The organism is Paractinoplanes toevensis (genome assembly GCF_018332695.1).
Taxonomy (GTDB): Bacteria; Actinomycetota; Actinomycetes; order Mycobacteriales; family Micromonosporaceae; genus Actinoplanes; species Actinoplanes toevensis.
The window spans coordinates 87,088-102,014 of record NZ_BOQN01000052.1 but is presented as its reverse complement, the minus strand read 5'-3'; the positions used below and the strand labels follow the sequence as shown (position 1 = coordinate 102,014).

Here is a 14,927-nt window from a genome sequence, read left to right as displayed (position 1 = left end):
CAAAAGCGGAACGGGGGAAACGGCGTGCGGGTGGTGATCGCCGAGGACGGGCTGATCGTGCGGGAAGGGGTCGCGGGCATGCTGCGCCGGTTCGGGCATGACGTGCTGGCGGCGGTGGGGGACGCGGAGGCGCTGGTCGCCGCGGTCGCCGAGCACCGGCCCGACATCGTGGTCACCGACGTGCGGATGCCGCCCGGCTTCAGCGACGAGGGGCTGCAGGCGGCGATCGCGCTGCGGACCGCCGACCCGGATCTGCCGGTTCTGGTGCTGTCCCAGTTCGTGGCGCCGACCTACGCGGCCGAGCTGCTTGACTCGGGCAGGTCGGCCGGGGTGGGTTACCTGCTGAAGGACCGGGTGGGTGAGGTCGCCGAGTTCGTGGAGGCGCTGGTCGCGGTCGCGCAGGGGCAGACGGTGGTCGACCCGGAGGTGGTCCGGCAGATGCTGGGGCGCCGCAAGGACCCGCTGAGCACGCTGACCGCGCGGGAGCGGGAGGTGCTCGCGCTGATGGCCGAGGGGCGGTCGAACACGGCGATCGCCCGCCGCCTGGTGGTGACCGAGGCGGCGGTGGCGAAGCACATCGGCAGCGTGCTCACCAAGCTGGCCCTGCCGCCGGACGCCGACGATCATCGCCGGGTCAGGGCGGTGCTGGCGTTCCTGCGCGGCTGATGGCCGGTGGACGGGCGGCGACCGCGGGCGAACCGGCCGCGGCGAGCAGGAAGAAGATCCACATCAGGCGGTGGTCGTAGTAGTCGCCGGAGAAGAAGCTCGCGCCGAGGATGAAGATGCCGGAGTACGCGCACGCCCGGCTGGGCAGGGACCGCTGCTTCTTCGGGATCCGGGCGTACTCCTTGAGCAGCGCCCACAGGGCCACCAGCAGCAACAACAGACCCACCGCCCCGCCCTCGGCGGCCACCGCTAGGGGCAGGTTGTGCACGTACTTCTCGCCCGGCCCGAGGTTGGTGATGGCGTAGAAGCCGTGCACCCCGACGCCGAACACCGGGCTCTCCAGGAACAGCCCGGCACCCTTCTCGTAGAGCACGTCCCGGTCGGAGGTGTTGCGCTGCTGGATCGTGCCGGCCAGGAAACGGTTGTTGATCAGGAACATGATCTGGTCGCCGAACAGCAGCCACACCACCGCGCCGACCATCGGGATGGCGGCCAGCGGCTTGATCGCGCCGTGCCGCCGCATGAACCGCACCAGGCTCGGCCCGGCCAGGATGACGATCCCGCCGAACGCGACCAGGCCGCCGCGGGAGCCGGACGCGATCGCGCCGACCAGGAAGAGCGGCGCGGCGGCGAGCCAGAGGAACTTGCCGCCGCTGCGGAAGTAGAAGTACGCCGCCGCGACCATGCCGAGCACCATGACCCGGACGTACACGTTGGGACCGCCGCCGAACGCGGTCCAGCGGCCGGCGGCGGTGGCTCCGCGGCCGGACGCGGAGTAGAGGAAGTACAGCCAAGCGGCCACGTACTGGCAGTACATGGTCACCACGATCACCCGGTGCTGGTCCCATTCGGCGAGGGCGGTGTAGACGATCACCAGGACCACCATGGCAACCAGGTCGCTGACCACGTCGTTGATGACCGCGTTGCGGGGCGCCCAGGTCGCGGACAGGATCTGGTAGCCGAACAGGATCAGCACCGGCTGGAGGGTCCGCCGGGCCGGTCCGGTGTGCAGCGGATACACGCCGGCGTGATGGATCTCCAGGGCGAAGGCCATCAGGACCGCGGAGAAGAACAGCACGCGTACGTCGTTGAGCACGGGCACCGAGATGCCCATCCGGGTGAGCGTGAAGTGGCCGGCCAGGGTCGCCACGTAGCAGGCCACGATGATCACCGGGCTAGGCCGGCCGGCGGCTGTCACGGGGCCGGCCGTCACGGGGCCGACTTCCGGGCCGGCGACGGGATGGCGTGCAGCAGCGCCACGTACGAGCAGACGGCGAGCACGACGGCCGCGGCACCGAACCCGGCCAGCGCGGCCGGCCAGGCCGGCAGCAGCAGGCCCGCGCCGACGGTGATGCCGACCTCGGCGGCCAGGCAGCCGACCAGCAGCCAGGTGGTCACCGGCGCCGAGCGCAGGGCGTCGATGGTGGGGCGGGCCGCGTAGAACATGGCCAGCGGGATGGCCACCGGCACGCCGAAGCGGATGACGTCGTCGCCGCCGCGGAACTCTTCGCCCAGGAACCAGCGCAGCACCGGTGCCGCGGCGACCACCAGCATCAGGCTGATCAGGGCGGCCACGCCGGCCGCCGCGAACGGCAGCAGGCGCAGGCCGCGGGCCAACTCGGCGCCGAATCCCCGGCCGGTGGCCTCGGCGGCGTGGGCGTGGCCGCTGAGCCGGGGCAGCAGGACCGGGCTGAGCATCCCGAAGACCGAGCAGATCAGGGTGATCGCCGAGGTGGTGAAGCCGATGTAGCCGGCCTCGGCCGCGCTGTGCGACGTGCCGGCGACGTAGAACGTGGGGAACGCGAACAGGCCGGGCAGGGCGATGTCGCCGGGGGTGCGGCGCAGGCCGTACCGGACCAGGGTGCGCAGCGGAGGCGCCGGGCGTGGCCCGGCCGGCAGGTGCTCGGCGTCGCGCGGGCCGGCCTCGGCGATGCCCCACCAGGCCAGCGCGGCCATCGACGCGCCCTGCAGGATGAGGAAGACGTCGATCCGGGTGGTCACCACGAACGCGATCAGCGGCAGGATGCCGTACCCGCACAGCGAGGTGAAGTTGGAGCGGCGCACCCGGCCGCTGCCGCGCAGGGCGGCCACCGCGACGGTGAGCAGGCAGTTCCCGGCGGTCAGCACCATCACCGCGCGGACCTCCTCGCCGCCGCCGATGTGGAACAGCCGGCCCAGGTCGTCGGCCAGCACCAGGGTGAGCAGGCCGACCACGTTGAGCGCCGCGAGCTCCAGGATGAACGCCTGCCGGGCCAGCACCCGGACCTTCCGCCCGGCCCGCGGCAGGTACCGGTGCAGGGCCTGGACCAGGCCGAACAGGGCGAGCGGCTGCACGGTGGAGACGGCGCCCCGGGCGATCTGGTAGTACGCGAAGCCGGCCACCCCGGCGCGCCCGGCGACCAGGTGGAACAGCAGCAGGCCGGAGGCGAGGGTCAGCCAGTGGGCGATGGACGTGGCCAGGTAGTCGCGCCGCACCTTGGCCGGCACGCGGGCCAGCAAGCGGATCGCGGGCACGATGTCAGACGCGGGCCCGGACGGACGTCACCATGCGTTGCAGGAGTTCGTCGGTGCGGGGGTAGCGCAGCAGGGCCAGTGCGGTCAGCCCGAGAATGCCCAGGTCCACGACGTAACTGCGGTGCCGCAGGTAGGCCATGGCCAGGTCCATCTTGCCGGGCCGGATCAGCTCGAAGTACGCCGAGTGCGGGTCGGGCCGTCCCTCGATGAGCGTGTCCTGGCTGCGATAACGGATCGAGGCCCAGTCGGTGATGCCGGGCCGGATGTCGAGCAGGTGCCGCTCCTCGTCGGTGTAGTGGTCGGCGTCCCACACCGTCGGCGGCCGCGGGCCGACCAGGCTCATCTCCCCGCGCAGCACGTTGACCAGCTGCGGCAGCTCGTCCAGCTTCCACCGGCGCAGGAACCGCCCGGTGCCGGTCAGGCTGGGGTCGTCGTTGGGCGTGACGTACAGGCCGAGCTGGTCGGCGCCGACCACCATGGTGCGGAACTTGAGCATGTGGAAGGTGCGGCCGCCGCGGCCGACCCGGACGCCCCGGAAGATGACCGGGCCGCCGTCGTCGCGGTGGATCCGCCAGGCGACGGCCACGCCCAGCGGCGCGGCGGCGACCAGCGCGGCGGCGCTCACCACGACGTCGGTGGCCCGCTTCGCGGCCTCGTAGAGCGGATCCTCGGTCGTCATGGCCGCTCCAGGATGCCGACGGCCGAGCCGACGCCGTACGCGACGTGGGTGGCGAAGAAGACCACCGGCATCGCGACCAGCAGGCGAGGGTCGCGCTCTCGGGACGCGACGCGCGCCGAGGCGGCCAGCACGATGCCGCCGTACGTGCCCAGGACGGTCCCGGCCACCTGGCGCACCAGCTTCGAGTGCGGGCCGAGCGCGGCGGCGCCGGCCAGGCCGACAACGAAGCCGAGCGGTACGCAGTTGCGCCAGGAACCGATCCAGCGGCCGACGATGCGGCTGCCGCGGAACGCCCAGTACGCCGACCGGTAGGTCCACTCGACGAACTCCCGCCAGTCGCCGCGCGGGTAGTAGGTGCAGACGATGTCCGGGATCAGCAGGATCTTCCCGCCCGAGGCCCGCAGCCGCTGGTTGAACTCGAGGTCCTGGGTGCGGTCGAGGCGTTCGTCGAACAGCCCGATCCGGTCGAACACCTCCTTGCGGTAGCAGCCGCCGAAGACGGTGTCGACCCAGCGCGGGCCGGCCGCGCCGATCCGGTACTTCGCGTTGCCGGCCGCGAGCGGGTGCGTGTTGGCCAGCGAGATGGCCCGGCTGATCAGGTTGTCGTCGCGGGGCTGGGCCCGGCGGATGCCGCCGACGTTGTCCGCGTCGGGGTGTGCCATCAGGCCCTGCACGCACCGGCGCAGGTAGTCGTTCTGGTAGCTGGCGTGCACGTCGAGCCGGATGACGACGTCGCCGCGCGATTCCAGGATGCCCTGGTTGAGGGCGACCGGCTTGCTGTGGCCCGGGTTGTCGATCAGGCGCAGGCGCGGTTCGGTCTCCGCGTACTTCCGCACGATCTCCCGGGTGCCGTCGTCGCTCATCCCGTCCACCAGCAGGATCTCGAAGCGGTCCGCCGGGTAGTCGTTGGCCAGCACCGAATCGAGGAACGCGGCTACGAAGCCGGCCTCGTTCCAGCACGGGATCACCACACTGAGGAAGGGCAGCCTGGTCATGCGGCCCCGCTAAGGGCGATCGCGTGCCAGCCGCCCGGCCGGGGGACCGGCGGGAGCGGCGGCCCGGTGGTGTCGGCGCTGGTCGGCAGGCCGAGGCGGCGGCGCGGGGCGGCGACCATGTTGAAGACCGGGCCGAGCAGCCGCGCGTCGACCGCCGCGAGGGCGCGCACCGCCGCGGTGACCTGGGCGCCGGTGGTCTTGCGGGCGCGCACCAATAGCAGCGCCCCGTCGGCGCGGGCGGCCACCACGGCGCCGTCGGTGACCGGCAGCAGTGGCGGCGAGTCAAAAATGATCTTGTCGAAGCGGTCGCGGAGCTCGGCGATCAGCTCCTCCATCTTCGCCGAGCCGAGCAGCTCGCTCGGGTTGGGCGGCCGGTGCCCGCTGGCCAGCAGCCACAGCCCGGTGCCCCACGGCTGCAACACCTGATCGAGCGAGGCCGCGCCGACCAGCACCGTGGTCAGCCCGGCCGAACCCTCCCGGCCCAGGAACGCGGCGAGGCGGGGGCGGCGCAGTTCGGCGTCGACGATCAGCACCCGCTGGCCGGCCTCGGCGAACAGGATGGCCAGGCCGCAGGCGGTCGACGAGCGGCCCTCGCCGGGCATGGCGCTGGTCACCGCGAGGATCTTCACCGGGTTCTCGCGGTCGGCGAACTGGACGTTGGTGCGCAGCTGGCGCAGCGCCTCGGCCCGGGCCGACCGGCTGTCCGAGACGAACGGGCCGATCTCCCGGCCGAAGAACCGGCGGCGGACCTTGCGGTCGACCGGGATCAGGGCCAGCACCGGCAGGCCGGTCAGAGCGGGCAGCACCCCGGCCACCCGGATCGAGCTGTCGCTGATCTCCCGGATCACCCCGATCGCCGCGCCGATCAGCAGACCGACCGCGACGGCCAGGGCGTCGTTGTGCAGCGGGCGCGGCGACACCGGCTCGGGATCCAGCATCACCGGCTGGACGATCTCCACGACGACCGCCGGCCCGGCCTCCGGGGTGCGCTTCTCCAGGGTCTGCACCAGCGGCGGGAACCGGCTGACAATCACATCGGCGATGGCGCGTGCCCGGCTCGGTACGGTGTCGGTAATCGTCACCGTCAGCAATACGCTGCCACCGTCGGTGGTCACCGTAATGCGTTCCTCGATTTCGTCGTTTGTCAGACCGTTCTTCGTCGCCCCGGCGATTTCCTTGACCATTTGTTCGCCGGTGAGCAGTTCCGTGTACGTTTTCAGCCGCGCCGCCACGAACATCGAGCCCTCGAGCACCGACGACGCCCCGTCCCGCGCGGACGAGAGGAAGAAGACGGCCGACGCGGCGTACTCCGGGGTCGTACGTTTGTTGATGACCTGGGTGACGCTGAGCGCGACCAGAATCGCGGCGGCGACCACCCACCACTGCCGCCGCACCACCCGGAGGTAGTCGCGTATCTCCACGCTTCCCTCCCATTGGCCGCGTTCTCACGATCAAACTAAGCTTCCGGGCAGGAGCGTGCGGCGATATCCCGAAGTTCCGCTGGCGGACAACAGGTCGATTACGCTGAAAAACCGGCGGCGGTCGGCCTAATGCGACGAATGCGACCGGAGGTGCGGCCGTGACTGAAGTGAATAGGCGCCTGATGCCGCCTGTCCTGGACGGCCTCTCCTGGGTCGCCGGCCTTTATGTCGCCGTTCTCGCCCGTTACGAGTTCGGCCTCGAGGACCGCCATCTCGCCGCGCTCGCCCCCATCGTCATCCTCGCCATCGCCGTGCAGATCCTCGCCGGCCAGGCGCTGCGCCTCTACCGCGGCCGGCACGCGTTCGCCTCCCTCGAGGAGGTCCGGGTCCTCATCCGGGTCACCCTGATCAACGTCGCGGTGCTCCTGGTGGCCGACATGTGGGCCAGCGACGACGCGATCCCGGCCGGTGCACCGGTGGTCGGCGGGATCGCCGCGCTCGTGTTGATGCTGGCGTCCCGGCTCGCCTGGCGGCTGCGCGATCAGGCCCGGTCGCGGCCGGACGAGCGGTTCGCGACCCGGGTGCTGCTGTTCGGCGGGGGCTCGGCCGGCCGCCACCTGCTCCAGTCGATGCTCGCCGACCCGAAGGGCCACTACCTGCCGATCGGCGTGGTCGACGACGATCCCCGCAAACGGCGGTCGCATCTGCACGGCGTACCCGTCCTGGGCAAGCGAGGGGACATCCCCGCGCTGCTGGAACGCACCGGCGCGACCACCGTGGTCTTCGCCGTGGCCAACGCCGAGGCGGAACTGGTCCGGGCGATCCGCGACATCACCACCGGCGCCGGGGCACGGTTCCTGGTCGTGCCGTCGGTCGCCGAACTCCTCGACCACGACCTCGGCGTGCGCGACCTGCGCGAGGCCGACATCACCGACCTGCTCGGCCGGCACCAGATCGACACCGACCTGGACGCGATCGCCGGCTACCTGACCGGCAAGCGGGTCCTGGTCACCGGTGCGGGCGGGTCGATCGGCTCCGAGCTGTGCCGGCAGATCCACCGCTTCCGGCCGGCCGAGCTGATCATGCTGGACCGGGACGAGTCGGCGCTGCTCGCGGTGCTGCTCTCGATCGACCCGCGGGCCCAGCTCACCGATCCGTCGCTGGTGCTGGCCTCGGTGCGCGACCCGAGCCGGATGCGGCACATCTTCCAGACCCGGCAGCCGCAGGTGGTGTTCCACGCGGCCGCGCTCAAGCACCTGTCGCTGCTGCAGCGATATCCGAGCGAGGCGGTGGAGACCAACATCTGGGGCACCCTGGCCGTGCTGGAGGCGGCCGGCGACGTCGAGCGGTTCGTGAACATCTCCACCGACAAGGCGGCCGACCCGGTCAGCGTGCTCGGCTACGCCAAGCGGATCACCGAGCGGCTCACCGCGTACCAGGCCCGGCGCAGCGCGGGCACGTTCCTGAGCGTGCGGTTCGGCAACGTCCTCGGCAGCCGCGGCTCGGTGCTCACCACGTTCGCCACCCAGATCGCCGACGGCGGCCCGATCACCGTGACCCACCCCGACGTGACCCGCTACCTGATGACCATCCAGGAGGCGGTGCAGCTGGTCATCCAGGCCGCCGCCATCGGCCGCGACGGCGAGGCCCTGGTCCTGGAGATGGGCGAGCCGGTGCGGATCGCCGAGCTGGCCCGCCAGATGATCCAGCTCGCGCCCCGGCCGGTGGAGATCAGCTACACCGGGCTGCGGCCGGGGGAGAAGCTCGCCGAGGTGCTGTTCGGGGCGGGGGAGACCGACCAGCGGCCGTTCCACCCGCTGATCTCGCACGTCGAGGTGCCGCCGCTCGACCCGGCGCTGGTGCGCGAGCTGAACGTCGACGCCGATCCGGTCGAGATCGCCGCCACGCTGTCCGATCTGTGTGCCCGGCGGGCCCTGCGGCCGGCCGCCTGACTCGCGGGTCGTGCTGCGAGCGGGGACGGTCGCGGCAACCACCGGTCCCCGCCCGCAGCACTTCCGGACCGGGCGCCGTAGCGTTCAGTCCTAGCCGGCCGGCCGAGGGCGGCGGCCGGCGACTATGCGGGTTGGCTCTCTTCTTTCAATCTGGTCAGCACTCGTCGCATGTGGACGCCGAGCAGGTCGGCGCGCACGTGCAACTCGTCGCGCATGCGCAGCGGCAGCCCCGGCAACCGTAGCGTCCTTTGTAGTTCCAGGTCCTCCTCCAGCACCGCCTCCTCGAAGGCGACCTCGGAGCGGATCACGTCGGGCGGCGGGTCGGCGACCCCGCCGATCCCGTGGAACAGCATCTTCGTGTAGATCCGGGTGCTGGTCAGCGACTCGGGCTGGGCGAAGAACAGGATCGTCTTGACCGCGCCGGCGTCCAGCTCCTCGAGGCGCAGCATAAGCTGGAACGGCGCGCGGTAGACATAGGTCGCCCGGCGCCTCTGCCGCACCGGGCGCAGACCGGCGGCCACCCCGGGGTCCGCCGGGTTGTCGAACCACTGGTCCTGCACGCTGCGGCAGCCCCACGGCTCGTCGGTCACCGCGTACCGTTCGACGATTTTTTCTTCGGCCGCGCCGAAGGTCTTGGCGTGCACGAACGGGAAGTGGGCCACGTCGAGGAAGTTGTCGGCGACGATCCCGGCCGAGGCCGGACTGCGGGCGGGCGGCAGCCAGGCGCCGACGTAGTTCGCGTCGTCGTGGTCGGGGTCGTCGAAGAGCTCGACCGCCGGTTCCCGCGGGGCGAGCCAGAGCAGTCCCCAGCGTTCCTGGGTGCGTTCCTCGCCGGGACGATATTTCGTGCCGAGGAGCTCTACTTCGGACATGTCGTCTTTGCCGACTATGCCCACCGGGTGCCAGGCGCGCAGGAGGGATTCGTCCTCGTTGGTGAACAGCTCAGCGGGGTCCGCCGGGGGCAAACCGGATATTTCCACTATGCCGTCCCGGACCCGGACCTGCGGCCCGCGCGGCAGGCTCGCCCGCGGCGGCGGCGCACCCTCCTGCGACGGCAGATCCACACACTGCCCGGACGCGTCGAACTCCCACCCGTGATAGGCGCACCGGAGCCGGCCGTTCTCCACCTTCGCCGCCGAGAGCGGAACAAGACGGTGCGGGCACCGGTCCGCGAACACGACCGGCTCGGCGTCCGGTTCCGGGCGCAACACCACGAGGGGTACGCCCGCGGCCGTCACGGCCAGCGGCCGGGTGCTCACGTCGGCGGCCCGCGCGATCGGTAACCACTCCATGCGGCCAGTCTGCGCCCCCGGTGTTACAGAATGCGCCATGACCTTTTCGATCGTGGCCCGCTCCGCCGACGGGCTCGCCCACGGAGTGGCCGTCGCCAGCAAATTCCTCGGGGCGGGCGCGGCCGTCCCCGCCGCCCTGGCCTCGGTGGGCGCGGTGGCCACCCAGTCCTACGCCAACCTCGCCTACCGGCCGCAGGCCCTGGCCCTCCTGTCCACCGGCGTCCCGGCGGCCTCGGTCGTCGCGGGGCTCACCGCCGCGGATCAGGGCCCGCTCGCGCAGCGGCAGGTCGGGGTGGTCGGCCCGGACGGCGACGGCGGCACGTTCACCGGCACCGACTGCCACCCGTGGGCCGGCGGCACGGCCGGCGACGGCTACGCGATCCAGGGGAACATGCTGGCCGGTCCGCAGGTGGTCGACGGCATGGAGGTGGCCTGGCAGGCGTCGGCGGCCGAGCCCCGCCTGGCGTACCGGCTGCTCGCCGCGCTGCGCGCCGGCGACCTCGCCGGCGGAGACCGTCGTGGCCGGCAGAGCGCGGCGGTTCTGGTGGTGGCCAAGGGCATGGGGTACGGCGGGACCAGTGACGTCTGGGTCGACCTGCGCGTCGACGACCACCCGGACCCGGTCGCCGAGCTGCTGCGGCTGCTGGAACTGCACTCGATGTACTTCGAGCGCCCCGACCCGGCCACGCTGCTGCCGCTCACCGGCGTGGTGGCCGAGGAGGTGCGCGGCCTGCTGTCCCGGGCCGGGCACACCGGCGAGGACCTGGACGCCGTACTCGCCGATTGGGCCGGCATCGCCAACCTGGAGGAACGCATCGTGACCGGCGCGATCGACCCGCTGGTCCTCGATCAGCTGCGGTCCGCCTGATCGGTGCGGATCCGGGCATGCAGGTGCATGTCGTGCCGTCCGTCGGCGTGCACGGCCTCGCTGCGCATGGTGCCCTCCAGGACGAACCCGGCCTTGGTCGCGACGCGGCAGGAGGCCGGGTTCCGGGTCGAGTGCGCCAGGTGCAGCCGGTGGAACCCGGCCACGCCGAACCCCCACTCGCTCAGCATCCGCAGGGCGGCCGGCGCGACCCCGGCGCCGCGAGCCTCGGGCAGCACCCAGTAGGCGCAGCCGGCCAGCCCGTCGTCGAGGTTGAACCCGCGCATCGCGATCCGCCCGAGCACCTGTGGCCCGCGGGTGATCGCCCAGTGACCACCCTGCTCATCCGCCCAGTCCTGCCGGTACCGCGCGAACCAGGCCAGAACGTTCTCGGCGCTGCCGGGTTGCCGGGGGTGCCAGCGCCGCACCGCCGGGTCCCGGTAGGCAGCGAGGAAGACCTCCGCGTCCCCGTCCTCCCACGGCCGCAGGACCAGCCCGTCCCCGGTCAGCACCGGTTGCGGGCTCCCGGCGAGCGTGCCGGTCGCGATGGTCGGGGACGTCATGATGTCTCGGGTCATGGCACGATTCTCGCCGACTCTCGCCGACTCTCGCCGACTCTCGCCGACTCTCGCCGACGCGAAGGAGCTCCATGGAGATCATCACGGCCCCCGCGGTCGTCGAGAAACCCGACCGGCATTACGCGGGCATCCGGGTGACCACCCCGTTCCGGGGCATGTTCGCGGTTCGCGACGAACTGATGAAAGAGCTCTACGCGTACGACGTGGGCACCGGCCGTACCTTTTTCCGCCTGCACGTGGTGGACATGGACGGCCCGATGGACATCGAGGTCGGCGTGGTCACCGAGCGGCCCTTCCCGGCGGCCGGCCGGATCCGCCCCGGTGTGCTGCCGGCCGGCCGGTACGCGACGATGACCTACGTCGGGCACGGCCGCCGCGCCAACGGCACCCTCATCGACTGGATCCGGGCCCACGAGCTGGCCATGGACGTCGCCGAGGACCCGGCCGGGGACCGGTTCGGCTGCCGCTACGAGGAATATCTGACCGATCCACGCACCGAGCGGATGAAGACACGATGGCAGATCGAGCTGGGTATCCGGCTGGCCGGCGCATCGGCGGATCGGTCGCATCGTGACTCCACCATCCGGATCCTGTGAACATCACAGGTTTCCGGGGTAACCTGCGATCCGCGGGGAAGCAGTGCCCGGAGGCGAAAGGGCGAGCAGATGGCCACCGAGGACAGGCAGCGCCAGTTCGAGCAGATCGTCGAGCGACTGACCACCGACTACCCGTCCCTGAGGCGGGTGCCGAGACAATGGCCCCGTCCCGTACTGATCACGGTGCTGGCAGTCGGCGCCGTGGTGTGGGGCCTGCTGTCGGTGGCGATGGTCGCCTGGGGCGCCCGCGGCGTCGCGATGACCTGCGCGATCGTGGCGGTAGCGGCAGTAGCCATGACCATCGACGACTACCGGCGCAGGCGCTGAGCAGCGCTCATCCCATCAAGACGGCGACGACAACGTTACCGAGAACGCCGAGCACGGCACCGCCGAGAAACGTCCACAGCGCGGTGCGGTTCCCGGCCCGCTGCAGCCGATCGATCTGCAGCCGATGCTCATCGCGCAGAAACAGCACATAGACGCGCATCTTGCGATCGAACTCGGTGTCGTCCGGCGGTTCAGGCTCCTGGTCCGCCGGCTGGGCCACCCCGCCGGCCCGTGCTCGCCCGACGGTGAAAACCTGGCCAGGTCGGGCCAGGACAGCGACGCCAGTTCGGGTCGCCCGCTGACCTGGTACGCCGTCCACACGCCCTGACCGGCCGAGGTCGCCGCGAGACAGGCGGCGGCGAACGCGCGCCACTGCCGTTCCCAGCCCCGCCGGGCTGCCCCGAACCAGCCGCAGGCGACCGCCGCGCCGGCAGAGACCACCGTGACCGTCTTGCGGACGCAAGCTGGCAGCCGGGCGCCATCCCGTCGCTATCGGTCATCCGACCGGCCCGGCACCGAACCGGCGGCATCCGATGAACGGTTGATGCCCGTCCGAGCCCTGGTGCGACGATCGACGCATGGCCACGCTCAGTTTCGCCGAGAGAGGCACCGGCACGCCGGTGCTGGCCGTGCATGGCTGGACCGCCGACCACCGGCTGATGTTGGGCTGCCTCGAGCCGGTCTTCGCCGATCGCCCCGGCTACCGCCGGCTCTATCCCGATCTGCCCGGCATGGGGGCGTCCCGGGCGGACGAGTCGATCGCGAGCTCCGACGACGTACTCTCCGCGGTCTCCGCCTTTGTGGACGAACGCATCGGGGACTCGCCGTTCCTGCTGGTCGGCGAGTCCTACGGCGGTTATCTCAGCCGGGCCCTGGCCCGCGACCGGCCCGGGCAGGTGCTCGGGCTGGCACTGATCTGCCCGATCGGCACCCGGGTCCACCGCTCGGAGCGCACCCTGCCCGAGCCGAGCGTGCTCCGGCCCGACCCGGCCGTGGTCGCCGGCCTGGACGCGCGCACCGCCGCCGAGTTCGCGGACGTGGCGGTCGTCCAGACGCCCGAGACCGCGCGGCGCTTCCGCGACGAGATCATGACCGGCCTCGACGTGGCCGATCACGCGGTGCTGGACCGGGTCGAGCAGCGGTGGGCGCTGAGCCGATCACCGGAGGCCGGCGAGCCGTTCACCCGGCCGACGCTGATCCTCACCGGCCGGCAGGACCAGGTGGTCGGCTACGCCGACCAGTTCGCCCTGCTGCCGCACTACCCGCGGGCGACGTTCGCGATCCTCGACGTGGCCGGCCACAACCTCCAGATCGAACAGCCGGCGCTCTTCACCGCCCTGATGGGGGAGTGGCTCGACCGGAGCCGGTCGATGCGGGATGTCGGCGGTGATGAGGGTAGTAGGGGGCTGTGACCAAGACGGTTCTGGTAAGCGGCGCGTCCGGATTCATCGGCTCCCATGTGGCGGCACGTCTCGCCGAGGGCGGTTACCGGGTGCGCGCGATGACCCGGCACCCGCGGGAATACCGCGGTGCGGGCGAGCCGGTCGAGGCGGACGTGTCCGATCCGGCCGGCCTGGCGAGGGCGTTCGCCGGGGCCGATGCCGCCTACTACCTGGTTCACTCGCTGGGGTCGGACGACTTCGAGCACCGCGACGCCGACGCCGCCCGCAACTTCGCCGAGGCGGCGGCCGCGGCGCATCTGGAACGGATCGTCTACCTGGGGGGTCTCGGCTCCGGTGACGGCAAGCTGTCGGCGCATCTTCGTTCCCGTCGTGAGGTCGAGAAGATTCTTCGGGCCGGCCCGGTGCCGGTCACCGTGCTGCGGGCCGCGGTGGTCATCGGGCACGGTGGCATCTCCTGGGAGATCACCCGGCAGCTCGCCGACCGGCTGCCGGCGATGGTGACCCCGCGCTGGGTACGCACCCGCACCCAGCCGATCGCCCTGCCGGACGCGGTCCGCTACCTCACCGGGGTGCTGGAGCCGGAGGAAGCCCGCGGCCGCACCTACGAGATCGGTGGCCCGGAGGTGTTGCGGTACATCGACATGCTGCAACGCGTGGCCCGGATCCGGGGCAGCCGGCTGCCCAACCTCACCGTGCCGCTGCTGACACCGCGGTTGTCGTCGGCCTGGCTGAAGTTCGTCACCGACGTCGACCTCGCGACGGCCCGCAACCTGGTCGACTCGATGGCCACCGAGGTCGTCGTGCGCGATGACGCCATCACCCGGCTCCTGCCGGGCGAGCCGATCGGCTACGACGAGGCGGTGCGGCTCGCTCTGGCCGAGCGGGCCAAGGCCACCGGGCACGTGCGGGCGCGGGCGGCACGGTGACCTCGGCCTGGCTGGGTCGCGCCCGGCGGGCCGTCGGGCCGTCCCTGATCGACCAGGTGGAGCGCGACCACCACCAGACGGACCGGGATTTCCGCAGGCGCCGCGCCGTCGTCGCGCTCACCCTGGTGGCCGGCGCCGTGCTGCTCGGGTTCTCGCTGTCGGTGCGCCCGGGCGACGACGTCTTCTACCTGCTGACCGTGCTGGTCGCGCTCACCTGGGTCGGGGGCGCGCTGCTGTCCGGGCCGCTGCACCTGGGCCGGATCGCGTTCCGTGGCCGGCTGCGGCGTCCCGTTCTCACGCCGATCGTGACCGGGCTGGTGCTGGGTGGCATCTTCGTGGCCGGCTCGCTGGTCGTCCGGGAGTTGCCGCCGCTGCGCGAGCTCGTCAACAGCGTTCTGGCCCACGCCCGGTACGGCGCGATCGTGCCGATCGTGGCGGTCACCCTGCTCAACGGGGTGGCCGAGGAGGTCTTCTTCCGCGGCGCGCTGTTCGCGGCGATCGGGCGGCGGCACGCCGTACTCATCTCCACCGTGATCTATGCGGCGGCGACCGTCGCCACCGGCAACCTGATGCTGGTCTTCGCCGCGTTCCTGCTCGGCCTGGTCCTGGCCCTGCAACGCCGCGCGTCCGGCGGCATCCTGGCCCCGATCCTGACCCACGTCACCTGGTCGGCGACGATGGTGTTCGCGCTGCCCGCCCTGATCCACCGGTAG

16 protein-coding genes are annotated in these 14,927 nt (G+C 72.0%); 8 read left to right on the top strand and 8 right to left on the bottom strand.

Annotation, left to right across the window (positions count from 1 at the left end):
* Window positions 1–24: 24 nt before the first annotated feature.
* Window positions 25–666 (top strand): response regulator, encoded by a 642-nt coding sequence (locus tag Ato02nite_RS20220; RefSeq protein ID WP_213008134.1) that lies wholly within the window; start codon window positions 25–27, stop codon window positions 664–666.
* Here the strand turns inward: Ato02nite_RS20220 and Ato02nite_RS20215 are convergent.
* From Ato02nite_RS20215 to Ato02nite_RS20195, 5 genes are read right to left on the bottom strand one after another with little or no spacing between them, the layout of a single operon-like run.
* A complete protein-coding gene (locus Ato02nite_RS20215) occupies window positions 635–1,837 on the bottom strand; it encodes an O-antigen ligase family protein (RefSeq protein ID WP_213008133.1) in 1,203 nt (400 codons plus the stop codon). The genes Ato02nite_RS20220 and Ato02nite_RS20215 overlap by 32 nt on opposite strands.
* A gap of 38 nt (window positions 1,838–1,875) precedes the next feature.
* The gene (locus Ato02nite_RS20210; protein WP_213008132.1) at window positions 1,876–3,180 is read right to left on the bottom strand and encodes a lipopolysaccharide biosynthesis protein; all 1,305 of its coding nucleotides are present in this window, start codon (window positions 3,178–3,180) and stop codon (window positions 1,876–1,878) included.
* A gap of 4 nt (window positions 3,181–3,184) precedes the next feature.
* The gene (locus tag Ato02nite_RS20205) at window positions 3,185–3,859 is read right to left on the bottom strand and encodes a sugar transferase (protein ID WP_213008131.1); all 675 of its coding nucleotides are present in this window, start codon (window positions 3,857–3,859) and stop codon (window positions 3,185–3,187) included.
* A complete protein-coding gene (locus tag Ato02nite_RS20200) occupies window positions 3,856–4,854 on the bottom strand; it encodes a glycosyltransferase family 2 protein (RefSeq protein ID WP_213008130.1) in 999 nt (332 codons plus the stop codon). The genes Ato02nite_RS20205 and Ato02nite_RS20200 overlap by 4 nt, the downstream gene beginning before the upstream one ends.
* Window positions 4,851–6,275: a tyrosine-protein kinase domain-containing protein gene (locus tag Ato02nite_RS20195; RefSeq protein ID WP_246607238.1), complete on the bottom strand. Its 1,425-nt coding sequence runs from the start codon at window positions 6,273–6,275 to the stop codon at window positions 4,851–4,853. The genes Ato02nite_RS20200 and Ato02nite_RS20195 overlap by 4 nt, the downstream gene beginning before the upstream one ends.
* 158 nt (window positions 6,276–6,433) lie before the next feature.
* Here Ato02nite_RS20195 and Ato02nite_RS20190 point away from each other — a divergent pair, with 158 nt between their 5' ends.
* Entirely contained in the window at window positions 6,434–8,227 is a 1,794-nt protein-coding gene (locus Ato02nite_RS20190; RefSeq protein ID WP_246607237.1) for a nucleoside-diphosphate sugar epimerase/dehydratase, read from the top strand.
* 122 nt (window positions 8,228–8,349) lie between these two features.
* Here Ato02nite_RS20190 and Ato02nite_RS20185 read toward each other — a convergent pair whose 3' ends face one another.
* On the bottom strand, window positions 8,350–9,519 hold the full coding sequence (locus Ato02nite_RS20185) for a Rieske 2Fe-2S domain-containing protein (RefSeq protein WP_213008129.1): 1,170 nt from the start codon (window positions 9,517–9,519) through the stop codon (window positions 8,350–8,352).
* Window positions 9,520–9,556: 37 nt separating this feature from the next.
* Here Ato02nite_RS20185 and Ato02nite_RS20180 point away from each other — a divergent pair, with 37 nt between their 5' ends.
* Window positions 9,557–10,387 (top strand): DUF1028 domain-containing protein, encoded by an 831-nt coding sequence (locus Ato02nite_RS20180; RefSeq protein ID WP_213008128.1) that lies wholly within the window; start codon window positions 9,557–9,559, stop codon window positions 10,385–10,387.
* On the opposite strand, the gene Ato02nite_RS20175 is transcribed toward Ato02nite_RS20180, so the two are convergent.
* Entirely contained in the window at window positions 10,369–10,962 is a 594-nt protein-coding gene (locus tag Ato02nite_RS20175) for a GNAT family N-acetyltransferase (protein WP_213008127.1), read from the bottom strand. The two genes, Ato02nite_RS20180 and Ato02nite_RS20175, sit on opposite strands and share 19 nt — an antisense overlap.
* A gap of 71 nt (window positions 10,963–11,033) precedes the next feature.
* Here Ato02nite_RS20175 and Ato02nite_RS20170 point away from each other — a divergent pair, with 71 nt between their 5' ends.
* Window positions 11,034–11,558: a GyrI-like domain-containing protein gene (locus tag Ato02nite_RS20170; RefSeq protein WP_213008126.1), complete on the top strand. Its 525-nt coding sequence runs from the start codon at window positions 11,034–11,036 to the stop codon at window positions 11,556–11,558.
* A gap of 69 nt (window positions 11,559–11,627) precedes the next feature.
* Window positions 11,628–11,885 (top strand): hypothetical protein, encoded by a 258-nt coding sequence (locus Ato02nite_RS20165; protein WP_213008125.1) that lies wholly within the window; start codon window positions 11,628–11,630, stop codon window positions 11,883–11,885.
* A gap of 7 nt (window positions 11,886–11,892) precedes the next feature.
* On the opposite strand, the gene Ato02nite_RS20160 is transcribed toward Ato02nite_RS20165, so the two are convergent.
* Entirely contained in the window at window positions 11,893–12,105 is a 213-nt protein-coding gene (locus tag Ato02nite_RS20160) for a hypothetical protein (RefSeq protein ID WP_213008124.1), read from the bottom strand.
* Between the two features lie 358 nt (window positions 12,106–12,463).
* Here Ato02nite_RS20160 and Ato02nite_RS20155 point away from each other — a divergent pair, with 358 nt between their 5' ends.
* The 3 genes from Ato02nite_RS20155 to Ato02nite_RS20145 are packed head-to-tail and all read left to right on the top strand — an operon-like array spanning window position 12,464 to window position 14,927.
* On the top strand, window positions 12,464–13,297 hold the full coding sequence (locus Ato02nite_RS20155) for an alpha/beta fold hydrolase (RefSeq protein ID WP_213008123.1): 834 nt from the start codon (window positions 12,464–12,466) through the stop codon (window positions 13,295–13,297).
* A complete protein-coding gene (locus Ato02nite_RS20150; protein ID WP_213008122.1) occupies window positions 13,294–14,214 on the top strand; it encodes an NAD(P)H-binding protein in 921 nt (306 codons plus the stop codon). The genes Ato02nite_RS20155 and Ato02nite_RS20150 overlap by 4 nt, the downstream gene beginning before the upstream one ends.
* Window positions 14,211–14,927 carry a CPBP family intramembrane glutamic endopeptidase gene (locus tag Ato02nite_RS20145; RefSeq protein ID WP_213008121.1) on the top strand — a complete coding sequence of 239 codons (717 nt, stop codon included), beginning with the start codon at window positions 14,211–14,213 and terminating at the stop codon, window positions 14,925–14,927. The genes Ato02nite_RS20150 and Ato02nite_RS20145 overlap by 4 nt, the downstream gene beginning before the upstream one ends.

What these genes read in the sequence shown, in the direction of transcription:
- Ato02nite_RS20155 (WP_213008123.1), top strand. Translation starts at nt 12,464, where the DNA reads ATGGCCACGCTCAGTTTCGCCGAGAGAGGCACCGGCACGCCGGTGCTG.
- Ato02nite_RS20175 (WP_213008127.1), bottom strand. Translation starts at nt 10,962, where the DNA reads ATGACCCGAGACATCATGACGTCCCCGACCATCGCGACCGGCACGCTC.
- Ato02nite_RS20165 (WP_213008125.1), top strand. Translation starts at nt 11,628, where the DNA reads ATGGCCACCGAGGACAGGCAGCGCCAGTTCGAGCAGATCGTCGAGCGA.
- Ato02nite_RS20205 (WP_213008131.1), bottom strand. Translation starts at nt 3,859, where the DNA reads ATGACGACCGAGGATCCGCTCTACGAGGCCGCGAAGCGGGCCACCGAC.
- Ato02nite_RS20170 (WP_213008126.1), top strand. Translation starts at nt 11,034, where the DNA reads ATGGAGATCATCACGGCCCCCGCGGTCGTCGAGAAACCCGACCGGCAT.
- Ato02nite_RS20200 (WP_213008130.1), bottom strand. Translation starts at nt 4,854, where the DNA reads ATGACCAGGCTGCCCTTCCTCAGTGTGGTGATCCCGTGCTGGAACGAG.
- Ato02nite_RS20180 (WP_213008128.1), top strand. Translation starts at nt 9,557, where the DNA reads ATGACCTTTTCGATCGTGGCCCGCTCCGCCGACGGGCTCGCCCACGGA.
- Ato02nite_RS20185 (WP_213008129.1), bottom strand. Translation starts at nt 9,519, where the DNA reads ATGGAGTGGTTACCGATCGCGCGGGCCGCCGACGTGAGCACCCGGCCG.